Origin of the sequence: Paeniglutamicibacter sulfureus (assembly GCF_030512175.1) — a bacterium.
Classification (GTDB): Bacteria; Actinomycetota; Actinomycetes; order Actinomycetales; family Micrococcaceae; genus Paeniglutamicibacter; species Paeniglutamicibacter sulfureus.
In genome coordinates this window covers 390822-408224 of the sequence record NZ_JAULBL010000002.1, presented here as the reverse complement: position 1 = coordinate 408224, position 17403 = coordinate 390822, and the positions used below count along the sequence as shown (strand labels likewise).

The window sequence follows — 17403 nt, the reverse complement described above, 5'->3', positions numbered from 1 at the left end:
AGCCTTCACGACAGGCCAGTTGGGAGTCCACGATCCGGTTTTGGGCAGGTATTCGGGATTCCACCAGGACGCGGGTGGGGAACGGCGCTGGAGCATGCAGTGGGGTGGCCACCGAAATGATGGCCACCCCTCCGTTGCCGTGACTAGAGTGCGGTGTTGCTGTCGTGGCGGATCTGCCCGACTAGTTCTTCCAGCATGTCCTCCAGGGTCACCATTCCGGTGATTGCTCCGGTTGCCGTGTCTCGCACCAGGGCGAGGTGGGCACCATTGCGTTGCATGGCCTGCAACGCCGGACGCACGGATTGGTCGGCCATGAATTCGGGCAAGGCCCGCACGACATCGTCTTCCAAGGGGAGGATGCGGGCCCCTGGGTCCAGTCCCAACACATCCTTGATGTGAACGTAACCCACCGGGGCGCCGGTGGGATCGGTCAACGGGAAGCGCGAGAAGCCATGTGCGGCTGCTGCTTCGACATCTGCCGCACATACATCCCGCGGCAGCGTCTGGACCCGGGCGAAGTCGATGGCCACCGAACCGATGGTGCGGGCATCGAAGCTCAAAGCCCCCATCAGCAGGCGTTCATCGTGGTGGTCAAGGAGTCCGCCTTCGCGGGATTCGGCGACCATGCTGGCCACTTCGTCCCGGGTGAAGGTACTGGCGACTTCATCCTTCGGGGTAACGCCCATACCGCGCAGCACCAAGTTGCCCATGCTGTTCATCAGCCACAGGACAGGGCGCAGGATCTTCACCAGGACCACCATGCTTGGACCCAAGACCAGGGCCATCCGTTCGGGTCCGGCAAGGGCCATGTTCTTGGGCACCATTTCCGCGAACACGACGTGCAGGTAGGTCACCAAGGCGAGTGCGATCGCATAGGACAGGGGGTCGATCCACGAGGCCGGGATGCCGATCGCCTCGAAGGGACCGGCCACCGCGTACTTCACCAATGGTTTGGTGACGTATCCCAGAGCAAGTGAACACACGGTGATGCCCAGCTGCGCGCCTGCCATGACGAGGGAGACGTTTTCGATGGCCCATAACGCCATCTTGGCGCTGCGGCTCCCGCGTTCAGCCTGCGGTTCGATGATACTGCGGCGCGCGGAGATCAACGCGAATTCTGCTCCCACAAAGTAGAAGTTCGCGGCCAGCAGCACGAGGGTGACAACGATTCCAACCACATCGCTCATCGGGTTTCCTCCAGGTCATCGAGTTCGGTGGCCACCACGTCCAAGGCGGCGATTCGCGCGCCTTGGACCTCATTGACAGTGAAGAGCAACTGTTTCCGCAGTTGGCCGGGCAATCCCGGTACGACCAACGTGACAGCGTCCCCCCTGGAAGCTAAACGGCCCAGATGCAAGGTGACCAGACCGGCGAGGGTTTCGTAGTCGGAATTCTCCGGAATCTCGCAGCCGATCAGATCGTTGGCCTCATCCGGGCGCAGGGAGGCATCCAGGAGCCAGTGGTTCTCCGCGAGGATCTGAACGGTGTTTTCCTCGGGGTCATGCTCGTCGCGAACCTCGCCGACAATTTCCTCGACAAGATCCTCGAGGGTGATAAGCCCGGCGATATCACCGGTTTCATCAATCAGCACGGCCATTTGCATGCCGCCGCCGCGCAATTGATCCATCAGCTCATCCAATTCGATGGTGTCGGGAACCAGGATAGCTGTTTCAGCGTATGCGCCCACCGGGGTGGTGGAACGCCGGGCGTGGGGCACCCCCAAGAGGGTGCGGATATGTACGAGCCCGTCTGCTCGATGACCCTGGGCATCGAGCAGGGGGAACCGGGAATGACCGGATTCGGCGGCCAAGGCCAAGATGCTGTCGACGGATTGGTCGGCGGTGACCGAAACCATCCGGGTTCGCGGAGTCATGACATCATGTGCACGGCGGTTGCCAAAGGCCACGGTGCGCCGGAGCATTTCCGCCGTTTCCGACGGCAGCACCCCTTCACGCGCCGAGTGGCCGACCAATGCCACCAGTTCTTCGGCCGACCGTGCCGATGCCAGCTCTTCCTTTGGCTCGATGCCGAAACGGCGCACGATCCAGTTGGCGTTGCCGTTGAAGAAATACAGAAGGGGCCGGGTCACGACGCTGAACCCGCGCTGGAAACCCACCACGGCCTTAGCCGTGGCGAAGGGCTTGGCGATGGCGAGGTTCTTGGGGACCAACTCACCAAAGACCATGGTCAAGATGGTGGCGATGACCAACGCCAGCGCGATGGAAATCGATCGAGCCGCCGTTTCGGGCATCCCGGCGGACTGCAGTGGTCCAACGACCAGCGCCGCGATGGCGGGCTCGGCAAGAAAGCCGATGCCCAGGTTGGTCAGGGTGATGCCCAGTTGGGCGCCGGAGAGCTGGGTCGAGAGGGTACCCATCCCCCTGAGCACACCGACTGCACGCTTGTCACCGGCGTCAGCGGCCGCCTTGACTTCATTTCGGCTGACCGTGATCAGGGAAAATTCCGCGGCGACGAACAGGCCACATCCGAAGATCAGGATGATGGCCAGAAGCAGTGATATCCACTCCATCTATTTGCACCCCCTGCTGTGATGCATCCCTGGGGCGTGCTTGCCCAGCAGAGGGCTTGGACTGTGATATTGACTGCCGCTTGGAGAGTCCATCATTCCTTTCTGGCCGGAGTATCTTCCTACGGCCTAAATACTTCGACTGATTATCCAGCAGACCAGGATCACTTTCGGAAGGAAGCGGACCTTATTCGCCAAATATCCCACGTTTTCACAGCATATACACATCTCTATCCTGATACGCACCTCCTGCACACCTTCAGATTCAGCCGGATTGGGTGCCGCGACCATGGATCCCCCAGCGCGACACTCGAGCAACAGAAATCCAGCATCAAAAAACATTGAAATTCCACGGATGTAGGATTCCCACGAGCCCCGCCCGAGATAATGCATAACCGGTGAAGGTGGAGCAAACGCTACTCTCAAGTCCTGCCATCGCATCTGGTCGGGTGTGCCCGCGTCTCCACGAACCAACAAGACCTCGCCGCCCAACAAGCCGGGCTCAGGGCACTCGGCGTGCCCGACGATCTGGTCTACGTCGACCACGGGCTCACCGGGCGCAACCGCGAACGCCCCGGCCTCCAGCAGGCCCTTGCCGCCTGCCGGGCCGGGGACACCCTGGTGGTCACCAAGCTCGACCGCCTCGCCCGCTCCCTGCCCGACGCGAGCGACATCGTCGAGGACCTCACCAAGCGCCACATCAAGCTGAGGCTGGGTGGGAACGTCCACGACCCCACCGACCCCGTCGGCCGGCTCCTGTTCAACGTCCTGGCCATGGTCGCCGAGTTCGAGTCCGACCTCATCCGCGCCCGCACTCGCGAAGGCATGCAGATGGCCAAGGCCAAGGGCAGGCTCCGCGGCAAGCAGCCCAAGCTCTCCCCCGCCCAGGAAAAACACCTCGTCGCCCTCCACCACAGTGGAAAGCACACCAGCGCGGAAATCGCCGAGCTCTTCGGGGTCGTCGGCAGCACGGTTTACCGGATTGTTCAGCGGTCGATGTAACCGCGATCGCCTTTCCCTCCGCGTCGAGAGCTAGAGTTATCCCGCCAGCCCAAATTACTAAGAGCTATCTGGAAAAGAACAAAGTCGTCCCGTTGAAAGAGGGCCTTCGTATGAACGATCCCAGCAAAGAGCGCATAACCGTCCTGCTTGGCGCGGGAGCTTCAGTGAATGCTGGAATTCCTGCTTCCGTCGATCTTACGAAGAAGATTGTGGAAACAATCGATACAGCTCAAACGCGGGCTATTCAATGAGAGACGACCATATCAATGCTGCTATTAGACGTTGGATCAACAGTGCCCACGATCCCAGGCTCTCGATAATTGATCCCTATCCACCTGGCTTCACTGGGCACAACAACCAACGCAAAAAATTCTATGTTGACGTTCTCAGAACAATTCACGAATTCGATTCTTCGACTGGGCAACACCGGCTCAAATCAGGTCATCAGTTTCTCGGAACTTTTGCCGCAGATGGACTGTCCTCGAACGCAGCTTCAATGCCCTGAAGCAATGGCGCGGCGTGGCGACCCGGTACGACATGCTCTCGCTGACGTGCCGGTCGGCGGTCGTGCTACATGCCGTGCTCATCTGGAGCACCGCCATCAAAAAATCACGATTAGGAGACGCGCCCTAGGAACCGACATTCCGCTGTCCACCCTGGACCGTCGTTCCCGCAGACGGAGGAGCCTGCCCGGAAATCGCCGTGCTGGCAGGAGGAATCGGCCCGCTCCGCCGGGACAAGCGCCTGATGGCATTGCACACCAGTACCCATCCGAGGACTCCGGCCAGGCAGACCCGCTCGGCAAGCCCGAGCAGATTTTGCCCACTGACGGCCGTCAAACCCAGTGACGCGAATCCGGCCGTAGCCAGTGCCGCAAAAAAGACGATGGTCGGGTAGGCACTTCTAAACCCAGGGCCCGAACGCATCCACTTCGTCAGCACCCAAATTCCTACCAGTGCCGCCAAGAAACCCGTGCCGGCAACGTAGAGATGAACGGTGCCGGCAACCGTCGCCGGACTCAGGCCGGACTCGACGCCAACATCGGTCGGGAAAAAGGCCAAAACCGCCGAACACAGGTCCCCGATACCCAAGAACAGAGTCCCTGTGCGCCGAAGCCTCGAAACCCGGCCGACCCGGTTTATGGCTGCAATGACGCACATGGTGGTGACGGCCCGGCCGAGGAAATTCAGATTCATGATCCACCCGAACGGACCAACCGCCAGGTTGCTTTCGGCGTCACTGACCACGCTGTAGTGCGGGGGCAGAAACTGGAGCACCACGTCGACAAGGACGTAGACGGCGACGCCGACCATGGCTGCGACGGCAAACCTCCGTCGGGCAGTGTCCGGGCTCTGCGGGATCATTGCCCAAGCTTCCCACATTGGCATGTCAGCTTTTTCCGCACGGCTCCGATACCGTGGAACGGACAAGGAAAACACGAAAATGCTCCCCGGAAACAGAGGTTTTCTTGTGAGGCAACACATCGATCCACAACTAGGTCTTTTAAGGGTCACCACAACCCTTGAATCCGGGTCGCCGCGGTGTTGCACTAAATGTCATGGACAACGACGCACGCACCATCCTTGCCATCGGGACCAAGAAGGGCCTCTGGCTGGCCGAAAGCACAGACCGCGAAAACTGGAATCTCACGGGGCCCCACTTCGCCAACCTCGAGGTTCCCTCCGTGGCCATCGACACCCGGGACGGCAAGACCCGTATCCTGGCCGGGGTCAACGACTGGCACTGGGGACCCACTGTCGTCTACAGCGGCGACGCCGGCGCAACCTGGTCCGAACCCGAGCAAGGTGCCATCAAGTTTCCCGCGGACACCGACACCGCATTGGCGCGGATCTGGCACCTGCGCCCCGACACCGCCGATCGTCCCGGTGTCGTGTGGGCCGGGTGCGAACCGATCTCGGTCTTCAAGTCCACGGACTCCGGGGAAAACTTTGAACTGAACCGCGGCCTGTGGGACCACCCGCACCGCAGCGAATGGGGTGCCGGCTTCGGCGGGGCGGCGGTGCACAGCATCGTGCCCAATGTCGTGGACGAAAACGTCGTCCACGCGGCCATGAGCACCGGCGGGGTGTATCGCAGCACCGATGGCGGCGACTCCTGGGAACCCCGGAACAAGGGCATCAAGGCGGACTTCTTCCCGGAACCCTTCCCCGAGTTCGGCCAGTGCGTCCACCACATCACCGCGGATGCCGAAAACCCTAACCGGCTCTACGCCCAAAACCACGGCGGTGTTTACCGGAGTGACGATTCCGGCGATGAATGGAACAGCATCGCCGATGGCCTACCGGCGGAATTCGGCTTTGTCTTCCTGTCCCACCCGCGCACCGGCGGCAGCGTGTGGACCATTCCGCTCAAGGGCGCCGAGGAACGCAACCCGGTGGGCGGAAGGCTCTCCGTCTTCCACTCCACGGACGCCGGGGACACCTGGAACGAGCAACACGCCGGATTGCCCGATGCCGACTGGAACGCAGTGCTGCGCGACGCGGCGGCGGTGGACGATCACCCCGAAACCGTGGGCGTCTACTTCGGCACCCGCGGCGGAGAGGTCTTCGCCAGCAACGACGAGGGCGCGCACTTTGTCACGGTGGCCCAACGCCTGCCCGATGTGCTCAGCGTCCGGGCCGCCCAGGTCAACGGTGCGGGGAAATGACGGACATTACCGTCGAAGTGCCCTCGGTGCTGGCTTCCACGCTTGAGGGCCAACGCAGCCTGCAGGTCCCGCTGCCCGAGGACGGCACGGTGGGTGGGATCCTGGATGCGCTCGGCGAGAAATACCCGCTCTTTGGACGGCGGGTGCGCGACGAACGCGGCGAGGTGCGCCGCTTCGTGAACGTCTTCGTCGGGCCGGACAATATCCGCACCCTTGAGGGCCTGGGCTCGCCGGTGCGGGAGGGGCAGAGCGTGCTGATTATGCAATCGGTGGCTGGCGGCTAGCGGAGGATCACCCGGGCCCGACGGGGCAAGCACCGCGAGTCCCGCGCCGTGGTGCAGGGCGCGGCACCCGGGGCAGGGCGGGTCGCGGGGGTGCCGAAAAGCGCCCCCGGCACTACGCTGAAGACATGAGTAACCTCGAGGCTGCCCCTGACGAGTTGGTTTGCGGATCGGATGAGGCGCACGCCGGAATCGAGTTGCTTCTCCCGCGCAATGTCCCGCTCGGCGGGCCGCGCGCCATGGATGTGCGTCGCACGCTGCCGCAAAAGCAGCGCAGCCTCATCGGCGCCTGGTGCTTCCTTGACCACTACGGGCCGGATCCGGTGGGTGAATCCGGCGGGATGAAGGTCCCGCGCCACCCGCACACCGGGCTGCAGACGGTCTCCTGGTTGTTTACCGGGGAAATCGAGCATCGCGATTCGGCGGGCTTCCATGCCATGGTGCGCCCCGGCGAGGTGAACCTGATGACCGCTGGCCGCGGGATCAGTCACTCCGAGTTCTCCACCCCCGAAACCACGACGCTGCACGGTGCCCAGCTGTGGGTCGCATTGCCCGATTCCGCGCGGCACATGCCGCCGACCTTCGCCCACTACCGCCCCGAACCGCTGGCCGGCGACGGATGGTATGTCAGCGTCTTCCTGGGCGAGCTGTCCGTGGCCAACGACGGCGGAGCCGACCAACACTCCGAATCCCCCGTCGCCACCCACACCGAATTGCTGGGGGCAGAGATTCGCCTGGAACCCGGCACCAGCATCCGGCTGGCGGTGAAGGCGCACCACGAGCATGGCGTGCTGCTGGATTCGGGTTCCCTTTCCGTGGGGGCCGATGAGCTGCCAGTAGACCATTTGGCCTACCTTCCGCCAGGGAGCCAAGAGCTCACCCTCACCGCGGGAGAGAAGCCGGTGCGCGCGCTGCTCATCGGCGGGGAACCGCTCAACGAGCAGATCCTCATGTGGTGGAACTTCGTGGGCCGCACCCACGATGAAGTGGTCGAATACCGCCGGCAGTGGCAGGCGGAGATCGGTGCAGAATCCGGCGACGCTTCCACCAAGCGCTTCGGGGACTTCCCCGCCGGCGAGCCCGCCGCCCTGCCTGCACCGGCGCTGCCATCGGTGCGGTTGCGGCCCCGCGACTGAGCAAGACGCCAACAAGATGAAGGAGCCGGTGGGCATCGTGTCATTGCAAGAGGAACTGGCCAAGCTGCGCCGGGCCCTGGCCGAACGCGCGGCGCTGGGCGACCAGCTTGATGCCAAGCGCGAGTTGGAGCACTTCGTTTCCTTCCGCGCGTTGCGCGAGATGAACGAGGCCGCCGCCCACTTTGAACGCGCCGGATGGCAAGTCGATCGGACCGAGGGCCAGGATGCCAATTCCCGATACCTGCTGCGCGTCTACCGAGACCAGGCCATCGACGTGGAAAGCGCTGAGCATGCCCTGCGCAACGTGCACGCCATCACCGGCAAGCACGGAGGGACCTACGACGGTTTCGGCGCCATGTTCATCGATGCCCCCGACAGCGAGCCCAGGGGCTTCTTCGGCCGACTTTTTGGAAACCAATGACACCCAAGGGACAGGAACAAGGAATGAGCGAAATCCATGTCGAGCACAGGCCCGAACGCAGTCGCTACGCCCTGCTGGACGGGGAAACGGCGATTGGGGCGGCACACTACCGCGAGCTGGAAACCGCCGGCGGTGTTGAGCGGGTCTTCTTCCACACGGTGGTCGACGAGTCCTACGCAGGACAAGGACTTGCCGGAAAGCTCGCTTCAGCCGCGCTTTCCGACACTGTGGAACAGGGCCACAAGATCGTCCCGGTTTGCCCGTACATCAAGGTCTACCTGACCAAGCACCACGAGTTCGACGCCGAACTGGTGAAGCCCACACCCGAGCACCTGGCGATCCTGCCGAAGGCATGAGCCGCGGCCTGCGGATCAGTCCTCCAGTTCGAGTCCAAGCTCGGTGAGCGCAGCGCGCAGGATTACGATGCCCTTGGGCCCGAAGCCGTGCAGGTCCAAGAGCGCACCGGCGCCGTAAGCAGCGGCCTGCTCGAGAGTCGTGATTCCCGCCCCTTCCAGGGCGCGGGCCGCGGGAGCGGAGATCCTGGGCAAGGGATGGCTGGTCATCTCTCCAGCGTAGCAATGCCCTCCCGCAGGTCGCGGGACTGGCGGACAGGCCAGGAACCCGGAACCTGGCCCACTCAGGCGGTCAAACAGTTGATATGCGTGGATATGCTTCAGGAATGGAATTCACCCAGGAGCTCACCGTCAATGTCCCCCGACCACGTTTCATCGAGCTCTTTGACGACCTCGAGAACCTCAAAGTCTGGCAGGAGGGGCTTATTTCCTTTGAGGCCCTCACCGGCACGCCGGGCCAACCCGGGTCCACGTCCCGGCTGGTCTACAAGCAGGGCAGGGGCACCATGGAGATGGTCGAAACCGTGACACGGCGCGACCTGCCAGAGGCATTCGACGGCGTCTACGACGCAAAGGGAGTGCACAATGTCTGCCGGAACGAATTCCTGTTTAGGCGGAGCTTTCGGTAGCGCATGTGGAACGAACCGGTAGCAAAAATGTAAGTATCCGGTAGCGCTTCGGGGGATTCAGAGTCAGGATTGCTTTCACCCACGGCAACAGGTCGTGGACAGTGAAAGGAAACCGACCGTAGTGGCTGATTACAAACAAATCATGGCCCTGCTGGTGCAGGGCAATTCGTATCGGCAGGTCCAAGCGCGAGCCGGTTGCTCGCATCGAACGATCTCCAAGGCCCGCCAGGTCCTTGACGACCAGAAACTGACCACCCTTGATCAGGTCGGTGCGCTTAGCGATGAGGACCTTGACCGGCTTTTCAGCGATGGCCGCAAGAACGTGTCCAGCGAGTTCGTTCCCGTCAACATCGATGCCGTGGTGAAGGCCCGGATCGGCCGGAAAAAGCCACCGTTAAAGGTCATGTGGGCCCGCTACCTGGACACCCCGCACACGGGCTCCGCCCGGTTTTACGGGTATGAACGGTTCTGCCAGATCGTTGCCGAGCACGTGAAGGCCAACGACCTGACCAGCCCGCTTACGCACGAACCCGGACGCACGATGCAGGTCGACTGGGCCGGGACCAAGATGCAGCTGACCGACCCCATCACCCGGGAAACCACGAAGGTCTCGGTCTTCGTGGCGTCGTTGCCGTATTCGGGCATGATCTTCGCGTACGGGTCCCTGGACGAGAAGCTTCCAGCGTGGTGCCAGATGCACCGCAGGGCCTTTGAATATTTTCAAGGCGTGACCCAACTGGTCATTCCCGACAATGCCTCGACCGCCTCGAACCAGATCAGCCGCTATGAAAAGGCCCGGGACGTGAACCAGTCCTATGAGGCTTTCCTGGAGTATTACCAGAGCGCGGCAGTCCCGACCGGATCCTACAAGCCGCAAGAGAAAGGCCACGTCGAGGCCGGGGTGAAGATCGTGACGAACTGGATCATCCACTATCTTGCCGACCGGCGCTTCACGACCCTGGATGAGCTCAATGAGGCCGTGGCCGAACAGATGGACATGATCAACGAACGGACGCCCTTCCGCGGTGAGCCCCGCTCCCGGCGTGAGTGGTTCGAGGAAGCCGAGCGCCCCGAGTTGATCGGCCTCCCGGATGAGCCGTGGCGGGAAGTTCAGTGGCGCAAGGCGAAGGTCTCGCGGGACTGGCACGTGCAGGTCGACACGATCAAATACTCGGTTCCGCACCAGCACGCCGGGCAGACCCTGGACGTGCGGGTGGTCGGTGAGCAGGTCACGATCCTTGCCGGCGGGGCAGTGATCGCTTCGCACCAGCGTGGGGCGCGGCGTCATTCCTACGTCACCGACGCCGACCATGCGCCGCACGGGTATGAGGACACCTCACTGCTATGGACCCGGGCCTATTTCATCCGGCAAGCGACCAAGGTCGGCCCCTACACGGTCCAGGCTTTGACCCGGTTGCTGGAGCGGAAGAAGATCGAAGCCCAGGGCTACCGGTCGTGCTTGAACATCCTCGAGCTGGGGAAAGGCAACAACCGCAGCCTGTTGGAACAGGCCTGCCACGACCTCTGCGTGCACGACGCGAGGAACCCGATCAGCTATACCGCGGTCAAGCATCGCATCGCCGTCCTGCGTGCGGACCATGCCGGGCGTCCTGCAACTCTCGCTCCTGGCCCGGGGCCGTCCGCTGCGACGGGGAGAACGGTGGGCGTCCGGGATACCAGCCGTGCCCACCTGGACGGGATCTCGCAGTTCAGTCTCGAGGCGCTGACCAACGCAAGCCTGACCGAGCCGACGACGGGGGAAGGCCGTGCTTGACCACCACCTGACGGAAGATGACATGGGGCTGTTTACCAGGTTGCGGATGACCGCGTTCGGCCAGGCTGTCATCGACATGGCCAACGATCCGGCCTATGACGAATGGACGTTCTCCCGCAAGGTCCGTCACGCCTTGGACCAGGAGACCACGGCCCGGGCCCAGCGTCGGGTGGTGAAACTGCTCAAGGAGTCGAAAACGCCCAACCCGGCCGCTTGCATTGAAGAGATCCACTATCTGCCCGATAGGACGCTGAACCGGGAGGTCGTGGCACGGCTCGCGTCGTGCCAGTGGATTGAGCAGACGACGAATCTGGTGATCCTCGGGAAATCAAGTGTCGGCAAATCGTATTTGGCCCAGGCCTTGGTCAACGCGGCTTGCCGGCACGACCACACGGCACGCTACTTCCGGCTTGATGACCTGGCCAATAAGCTCGCGGTCTATCATCGGGCGGACTCCGAACGGCTGAAGTTCCTCGGAGACCTGCACGACTGCGATGTCCTGGTCCTGGATGATTTCCTGACCACGCCGATCAGCCCGGAGACTGCGAGCGAACTGCTCAATATCCTTGCAGGACGTGAACACCGGGGCGCCACGGTGGTGACGTCGCAGTTCGATCCCGAGGACTGGTACAAGTCGCTGCACGATGCGGTGATCGCCGAGTCAATCCTTAACCGCATTGTTTCCAGCAGTGAACTGATCCAGCTTGACGGGCCGAATATGCGCCGGCGCGCCCACGCCGATCAAGGAGCTGAGCCTGCAAGCTAAAGCGGTGGGGTGCTGGTGCGAGGGTTCGGGCACTACCGGGTCCTCGCACCAGTGCTACCGGTTCGTTCCACAGGCGTTACCGAAAGCTCCGTCCATACAATTCCATGATCTCGATGGAACCGCCACACGCTGGGTTGCCCACAATGTCTTTGAGTTCACCGGTTTCATGCGAATCGTGGCATTGCTCTTTGCCCCCATGTTCAGGAAGCAAAACCTGAAGACGATGACCGCCTTCAAGGAGTTTGCCGAAGCCCGCGCCTAAGCGCCGTAATGCAGGATCAGCGCCGTGAGGAAACCAAGCGCAGCAATGAATCCCGTGAGCATGTGCTGTTCCTCAAAGGCCTCGGGGATCATGGTGTCGGCGAGCATCGCCAGAATGCCGCCCGCTGCGATCGCGGTGACCACCGCGATGACCTCGCCCGGGGCGTTGTCGAGAGCCAGGAAGCCGATCATGGCGGCCAGCCCTGAAAGCAGCGCAATACTCCCCCAGATCGCAAAGATCTCTTTCGGCCCCTTGCCCGCACGCTTCATGTCGGCCGTGCTCGCCAGCCCTTCGGGCACGTTGGAAATGAAGATGGCCGCCAGCATGGTCGGGTTGACGGCGGTGCCGGAAAGCAATCCCACACCCAGCACGATGGACTCGGGAATGCCGTCCAGCAATGCTCCGAGGGCTACCGCGGCTCCCCCGTTCGGCGCTGCGCCATCGCGGCTTCCGGCCCTCGTGGCGACCTTGCCCCGGCGTCGGTGTTCGGCTCCGAACCGCACCAGCAGGGAGTTTACGCCGACATAGATGGTGGCTCCGGCCAGGAAACCCATCACCGTGGCCCCCAGTCCGCCGACTTCCTCGGCCTCGACCACAAGTTCAAAGGCGAGGGCGGAAATCAGGACTCCCGCGCCGAACGCCATAACGCTCGAGACGATTTTCCGCGGAATCTCCAACCACCAGGCCGCGGCGGCACCGAGCAGCAGCGCAGACCCGGCGACGGTGCCCCACATCAACGCCTGCATGGACATCAACATGGCGCCACGCTATCGCATAACGACTATTCATGCAGTGATTTCGCGCAACCCATGATCGACGGACAAGCGCTGGACCCACGCACGTGCCTCGGCGGATCGCTTCGGGAACGCCAAACGAAAGCGGGCGGTTGCTCCGCCCCGAAACGGGGAGGGCAACCGCCCGCCGGGCGCCATGCGGTGGGAATTAGCCCATTCCGTCCTGTGCCATGTTGTTGAAGCGCGAGTAGTGGCCTTGGAACGCGACAACGATGGTCTTGGTCGGACCGTTACGGTGCTTGGCCACGATCACGTCCGCCTCGCCGGCACGCGCCGACTCCTTGTCGTAAATGTCCTCACGGTGCAAGAGGATGACCATATCGGCATCCTGCTCGATGGAACCGGACTCGCGGAGGTCGGAGATCATCGGCTTCTTGTCGGTACGCTGCTCCGAACCACGGTTCAGCTGCGACAGCGCGATGACCGGAACGTCGAGCTCCTTGGCCAACAGCTTCAGCGCACGCGAGAATTCGGAGACTTCCTGCTGTCGCGACTCGACCTTTTTGCCCGAGCTCATCAGCTGCAGGTAGTCCAGCACCACGAGCTTGAGGTCGTGCTTCTGCTTAAGCCGGCGGCATTTGGCGCGGATTTCCATCAGCGACATGTTCGGCGAATCGTCGATGAACAGCGGAGCGTCGTTGAGCCTGCCCATCGTGGTGGCGATCTTCGACCATTCTTCGTCCTGGATCGTACCCTTGCGCAGGTTCTGCAGCGCGATGCTCGCCTCGGCCGACAGCAGGCGCATGGCGATTTCGTTGCGTCCCATTTCCAGGGAGAAGAAAACGGAGGTCATGTTGTTCTTAATGGACGCTGACCTGGCAAAATCCAGTGCGAAGGTCGACTTGCCCACCGCGGGACGTGCAGCAATAACGATCATCTGGCCGCCATGCAGCCCCTGGGTCAACTCGTCGAGTTCGAAGATTCCGGTGGGAACACCGATCACGCCCTCGCCGCGGCTGCCGGCGGATTCGATTTCATCGACGGTGCCCTCGATGATGTCGCGTAGCGGGACATAGTCTTCGGCAGTCCGGCGTTCGGCGACCTTGTAGACCTCGGCCTGGGCCTCGTTCACGATGGCGTCGACTTCGCCGTCCTGCGAGTATCCGAGCTGCACGATCTTGGTACCGGCATCAACCAGGCGGCGCAGGACCGCACGTTCGCGAACGATCTCGGCATAGAAGCCGGCGTTGGCAGCGGTGGGCACTGACTGGATGAGCGTGTGCAGGTAGGCCGGACCGCCAATCCGGGTGATCTCGCCGCGCTTGGTCAAAAGGTCCGAGACCGTAACGGCGTCGGCCGGCTCACCGCGGCCGTAGAGGTCGATGATGGCCTCGTAGATGGCCTCGTGCGCCGGGCGATAGAAGTCCAGTCCCCGCAGCACCTCCACGCAGTCCGCGATGGCATCCTTGGACAGCATCATGCCGCCCAGTACGCTTTGCTCGGCTACGAGGTCCTGCGGCGGGGTGCGTCCATAGTCCGATCCATGTGAATCGGAGCTGGTTTCGGTGCTGGCTAGCGACACGGGTTTTTCCCTTCAAGCTGCGCGGGTTCCCAAGTTTTCCGCATCATTACCTATTCAGTGTCTCAAGGAGCACGGACGATTCGTTAGGTTCAAACTCACACGTGCCGTAGGGCACCGCGAACCTGTGGAAATAGGTGGGGAACACTGTCACCATAGACCTGTTTTCCCACAAACCCAACACGGTTATCCACAGGCCGTGTGGATAACCTGTGAACCTTGCGGCGTGTTGTGTGCACAGTCTGGGGAGAACATTGTGGATTACACCAATTTTCTATCCATAACCAGACTTTGACTAGGCACTATGTAGATCAACCCCTGTGGATACAAAGTATTTATCCACATCCTCCACACGCGGAAAAGTCGGTTATACACACAAAAACCCCGGGATTCCGGGCTTGGATTGGCCACCATTTCATAGTTACCCACAAGCTATCCACAGACACGCCGGAACTTCCCGCGGATCTGGGGATAGCGGGGATTGATGGAGATCACCAACGACTGACATACTGGGCCGCATGAGCGCCAACAAGACCGCACCGACAGCCGTTGACCCGGCTCAATTCATATCGGCAGTGTCACATCCGACCAGGCGCGCGGATGCCGAGGTCTTGCTCCGGATGATGGAAGAGGTCAGCGGAGAGCCCGCGGTTATGTGGGGCCCGACAATCGTTGGGTTCGGCAGCTACCACTACAAGTACGAATCGGGGCGCGAAGGGGATGCCAGTGCCATCGGCTTCTCCCCGAGGGCGGCGAACCTTGCCCTCTACGGGCTGACCATTGCACCGACCGCCGGCCCCCTATTGGAGAAATTGGGCAAGTGCAAACGCGGGGCATCGTGCCTCTATGTGAACAAGCTTGCCGACGTCGACCTGGACGTACTCGCCCGGCTTGCCCGTGACGGCTACCGGTACATGACTGGCGTGGTGCACCACTCGTCTTAGGAAAACGTGTTGGCAAAGGCAAAGGGCTCAGTCCCCGTGGCATCGAATCATGGATTCGGTACCACGGAGGCTGAGCCCTCGCATTTCAGGTTCCCTAGGAGACCAGCTGTTCGGCATCCAGGCGACGGAATGCCGAACCGTGGAACACCAGCGGTGAGTGGGCGTTGTCGTGCGTCTGGTGGCCGTGCACGCGCAGCAGCACCACATGGTGGTCGCCTGCAGGAACCTCTTGCTCGACGGAGCAATCGAGCCACAGGGTGGCGTCATGCAGGAACAGCGCACCCTCATCGGTCGAATCAAGACGAAGCCCGGCGAACCTGTCCCCCGACTTTGAAGCGATCTGCCGGCACACGCCCTCGTTCTTTTCGCTGAGCACTGAAACCCCGATCCGCCCGTTGGTGCGCACCAACGGCCAGGTCTTCGAGGTGTTCTGGACAGCAAACATCACCAGCGGCGGATCCATGGAGACGCCAACCGTAAAGGACGAGGCAATGATTCCCTGCGGTTGCCCGTCAACGATGGCGCAGAGTGCGGCAATGCCGGATGGATGCTGGGCAAAGACGTTGCGCAGGGTGTCGGGGGTGAGGTCAGAGGTGAGTGTCATGGTGCTCAATCCTTCGGCTTCGGCCCACCATCGCGGTGCGTGCTACACACGCGCCAACCAACGAGGTGTGCGGTACTTGCCTCCGGGGTTCCGGTAGGCCGAATCATCACCTGGAGCACCCCACTACCGTGAGAGGGTTGCCGGCCAACGGGCCAGGGCCTTACGTTGACACTCTTGATTCTTCACCAACGTTAGAAGAAATAATTACGTCTCGTCAAAGTTTGTTTCGACATACGAAGTCACGAAGAGTAAGAATCGAAGATTGTGCGATCATTTGCCTCGATGGTGCCACAGTTGCCCGAGACGCCCGCATTCGTTCCCGAACGCGTGGACGACAGCTCTGGGGCCGAAGAAGACGATGACATAGCCCGGAATTATGGTTGGCATACGTGCCACAAACGCGGTGGCCGGCACCTCTTCCACCTACGAGAGGTCCGAAACTCCCGTATAAGTCGCATAGGACGCATCGCCGATGCGCTCGTAGACCAGGATGGCAAGCCCGCCCGGGGTGCTCGTGGTGCTGGAGAGCCGAAGTCCTGTGGGTGCGCCTCCCTCCGGGAAGAGTCGCCTTCCATGGCCAAGGACCACCGGCGCCACCACCAGTCGCAGCTCGTCAATCAGCCCCTCGGCGAGCAATGAAGCGGCAAGCCTGGCGCTCCCGTGGATCTGCAGCTCCTTGCCGGGGCGCGCCTTGAGGTCGGCAACCCGGGTCGCCACGTCACCGGAGAGGATGGTGGTTGGATCCCAGGTTCCCTCGCCAAGCGTTTGCGAGGCCACGTACTTGGGCAGGGAGTTCATGAGCACCGTGAAGGGGTCGTCCGGGTCGGTGATTTGCGGCCAGTCCCTGGCAAATGCCTCATAGGTGCGGCGGCCAAGCAGCAGCCCGTCCGCTTCGCCGAGCCATTGCGCGGCCTGTTCGATGAAGGCCTCGTCCATGTGCGGGACGAACCATCCGCCCTGGGTGAATCCGTCGGTGGTGTCTTCCTCGGGAGACCCGGGGCCTTGCGACACCCCGTCGAGACTCACAAACTCCGTTAATACCAGCTTCATGACCGCGCCTTCTCGCTTGTTTGGCTGCCCTTTCCCGGGATTCGACGTGGCAGTCCATCCAGGAGGGCACTGCCCCATTTGGCCAAGCTACTCGACGGGAACGCCCGGCGCCAGACCCGATGCACCAGAGGAGGCCTTAAACCACTATGGACCCCGCCGAGGGCGGGGTCCACAGTGGTTTGCCGTCACACAAGACGGCGGGTGCACAAGGAATTACTTCTTTGCGGCAACAACCTGCAGTGAAACGGTTGCGGAGACATCGGTGTGCAGACGCACGGTCGCGGTGTAGTTACCCGTCGACTTGATGTGGTCGTTGATCTCGATGTTGCGCTTGTCGATCGCGCCAACGCCGGCGGCTGCAACAGCCTTGGCGATGTCGTCGGTCTTCACGGTGCCGAAGAGGCGACCGGTAGCGCCGGCCTTGACGGTCAGCTTGACCGGCTTGGCGGAAAGCGAAGCGGCAAGTGCCTTGGCGTCTTCCAGGGAAGCAACGGCGCGAGCAGCACGGGCGGCCTTGATCGACTCAACCTGCTTCTCACCGCCCTTGGTCCAGGTGATGCCAAAGGCGCGCGGGAGAAGGTAGTTACGTGCGTAACCGTCCTTCACCTCAACGATGTCGCCTGCGGCACCGAGGCCGGTAACTTCGTGGGTCAGAATGAGCTTTGCCATGTTG

20 protein-coding genes and 1 riboswitch are annotated in these 17403 nt (G+C 62.2%); of the genes, 11 read left to right on the top strand and 9 right to left on the bottom strand.

Features of this window, described 5'->3' with window-relative positions:
• Positions 1–143: 143 nt before the first annotated feature.
• Positions 144–1187, bottom strand: coding sequence for a hemolysin family protein (locus Q2T94_RS08530; RefSeq protein ID WP_302263669.1), 1044 nt, complete (start codon positions 1185–1187; stop codon positions 144–146).
• Positions 1184–2530, bottom strand: a complete 1347-nt coding sequence (locus Q2T94_RS08525) for a hemolysin family protein (RefSeq protein WP_302263668.1) — start codon at positions 2528–2530, stop codon at positions 1184–1186. The genes Q2T94_RS08530 and Q2T94_RS08525 overlap by 4 nt, the downstream gene beginning before the upstream one ends.
• Positions 2531–2956: 426 nt before the next feature.
• On the opposite strand from Q2T94_RS08525, the gene Q2T94_RS08520 reads away from it, so the two are divergent.
• The gene (locus Q2T94_RS08520) at positions 2957–3529 is read left to right on the top strand and encodes a recombinase family protein (RefSeq protein WP_264271142.1); all 573 of its coding nucleotides are present in this window, start codon (positions 2957–2959) and stop codon (positions 3527–3529) included.
• Between the two features lie 110 nt (positions 3530–3639).
• Entirely contained in the window at positions 3640–3780 is a 141-nt protein-coding gene (locus Q2T94_RS08515) for a hypothetical protein (RefSeq protein WP_302263667.1), read from the top strand.
• A gap of 378 nt (positions 3781–4158) precedes the next feature.
• Here Q2T94_RS08515 and Q2T94_RS08510 read toward each other — a convergent pair whose 3' ends face one another.
• Entirely contained in the window at positions 4159–4893 is a 735-nt protein-coding gene (locus Q2T94_RS08510) for a DUF998 domain-containing protein (RefSeq protein ID WP_302263666.1), read from the bottom strand.
• Positions 4894–5087: 194 nt separating this feature from the next.
• Between Q2T94_RS08510 and Q2T94_RS08505 the strand changes: the two genes are divergently transcribed.
• From Q2T94_RS08505 to Q2T94_RS08485, 5 genes are all read left to right on the top strand, one after another.
• On the top strand, positions 5088–6197 hold the full coding sequence (locus tag Q2T94_RS08505; RefSeq protein WP_302263665.1) for a WD40/YVTN/BNR-like repeat-containing protein: 1110 nt from the start codon (positions 5088–5090) through the stop codon (positions 6195–6197).
• On the top strand, positions 6194–6481 hold the full coding sequence (locus Q2T94_RS08500) for a MoaD/ThiS family protein (protein ID WP_264271135.1): 288 nt from the start codon (positions 6194–6196) through the stop codon (positions 6479–6481). Before Q2T94_RS08505 ends, Q2T94_RS08500 begins: the two co-directional genes overlap by 4 nt.
• Positions 6482–6606: 125 nt before the next feature.
• Positions 6607–7614, top strand: coding sequence for a pirin family protein (locus Q2T94_RS08495; protein WP_302263664.1), 1008 nt, complete (start codon positions 6607–6609; stop codon positions 7612–7614).
• Between the two features lie 37 nt (positions 7615–7651).
• Positions 7652–8035, top strand: coding sequence for a ribonuclease E inhibitor RraB (locus Q2T94_RS08490; RefSeq protein WP_217390719.1), 384 nt, complete (start codon positions 7652–7654; stop codon positions 8033–8035).
• Positions 8036–8058: 23 nt separating this feature from the next.
• Positions 8059–8391 (top strand): GNAT family N-acetyltransferase, encoded by a 333-nt coding sequence (locus Q2T94_RS08485; protein ID WP_302263663.1) that lies wholly within the window; start codon positions 8059–8061, stop codon positions 8389–8391.
• Between the two features lie 15 nt (positions 8392–8406).
• On the opposite strand, the gene Q2T94_RS08480 is transcribed toward Q2T94_RS08485, so the two are convergent.
• Positions 8407–8598: a helix-hairpin-helix domain-containing protein gene (locus tag Q2T94_RS08480; protein ID WP_264271132.1), complete on the bottom strand. Its 192-nt coding sequence runs from the start codon at positions 8596–8598 to the stop codon at positions 8407–8409.
• A gap of 116 nt (positions 8599–8714) precedes the next feature.
• On the opposite strand from Q2T94_RS08480, the gene Q2T94_RS08475 reads away from it, so the two are divergent.
• The 3 genes from Q2T94_RS08475 (at position 8715) to Q2T94_RS08465 (ending at position 11557) form a co-directional block, all read left to right on the top strand.
• On the top strand, positions 8715–9017 hold the full coding sequence (locus Q2T94_RS08475) for an SRPBCC family protein (protein ID WP_302263662.1): 303 nt from the start codon (positions 8715–8717) through the stop codon (positions 9015–9017).
• Between the two features lie 121 nt (positions 9018–9138).
• The gene (istA, locus tag Q2T94_RS08470; protein ID WP_302262615.1) at positions 9139–10791 is read left to right on the top strand and encodes an IS21 family transposase; all 1653 of its coding nucleotides are present in this window, start codon (positions 9139–9141) and stop codon (positions 10789–10791) included.
• A gap of 22 nt (positions 10792–10813) precedes the next feature.
• Positions 10814–11557, top strand: a complete 744-nt coding sequence (locus Q2T94_RS08465; protein WP_302262616.1) for an ATP-binding protein — start codon at positions 10814–10816, stop codon at positions 11555–11557.
• Positions 11558–11815: 258 nt separating this feature from the next.
• Here the strand turns inward: Q2T94_RS08465 and Q2T94_RS08460 are convergent, their stop codons facing one another.
• Entirely contained in the window at positions 11816–12577 is a 762-nt protein-coding gene (locus tag Q2T94_RS08460; RefSeq protein ID WP_302263661.1) for a ZIP family metal transporter, read from the bottom strand.
• A 184-nt stretch (positions 12578–12761) separates the two neighbouring features.
• Positions 12762–14135: a replicative DNA helicase gene (dnaB, locus tag Q2T94_RS08455; RefSeq protein ID WP_217390892.1), complete on the bottom strand. Its 1374-nt coding sequence runs from the start codon at positions 14133–14135 to the stop codon at positions 12762–12764.
• Positions 14136–14650: 515 nt separating this feature from the next.
• Here dnaB and Q2T94_RS08450 point away from each other — a divergent pair.
• Complete coding sequence (locus Q2T94_RS08450; RefSeq protein WP_302263660.1) at positions 14651–15076, top strand: DUF1801 domain-containing protein; 426 nt, start codon at positions 14651–14653, stop codon at positions 15074–15076.
• A 94-nt stretch (positions 15077–15170) separates the two neighbouring features.
• Here Q2T94_RS08450 and Q2T94_RS08445 read toward each other — a convergent pair whose 3' ends face one another.
• The 3 genes from Q2T94_RS08445 to rplI all read right to left on the bottom strand — a co-directional run bounded on the left by Q2T94_RS08445 (position 15171) and on the right by rplI (position 17399).
• A complete protein-coding gene (locus Q2T94_RS08445) occupies positions 15171–15680 on the bottom strand; it encodes a flavin reductase family protein (RefSeq protein ID WP_264271128.1) in 510 nt (169 codons plus the stop codon).
• A gap of 67 nt (positions 15681–15747) precedes the next feature.
• Positions 15748–15860: riboswitch (SAM riboswitch) on the bottom strand.
• Positions 15861–16103: 243 nt separating this feature from the next.
• Entirely contained in the window at positions 16104–16730 is a 627-nt protein-coding gene (locus Q2T94_RS08440) for a dihydrofolate reductase family protein (RefSeq protein ID WP_302263659.1), read from the bottom strand.
• Positions 16731–16943: 213 nt separating this feature from the next.
• Entirely contained in the window at positions 16944–17399 is a 456-nt protein-coding gene (rplI, locus tag Q2T94_RS08435) for a 50S ribosomal protein L9 (RefSeq protein ID WP_264271126.1), read from the bottom strand.
• Positions 17400–17403 lie beyond the last annotated feature (4 nt).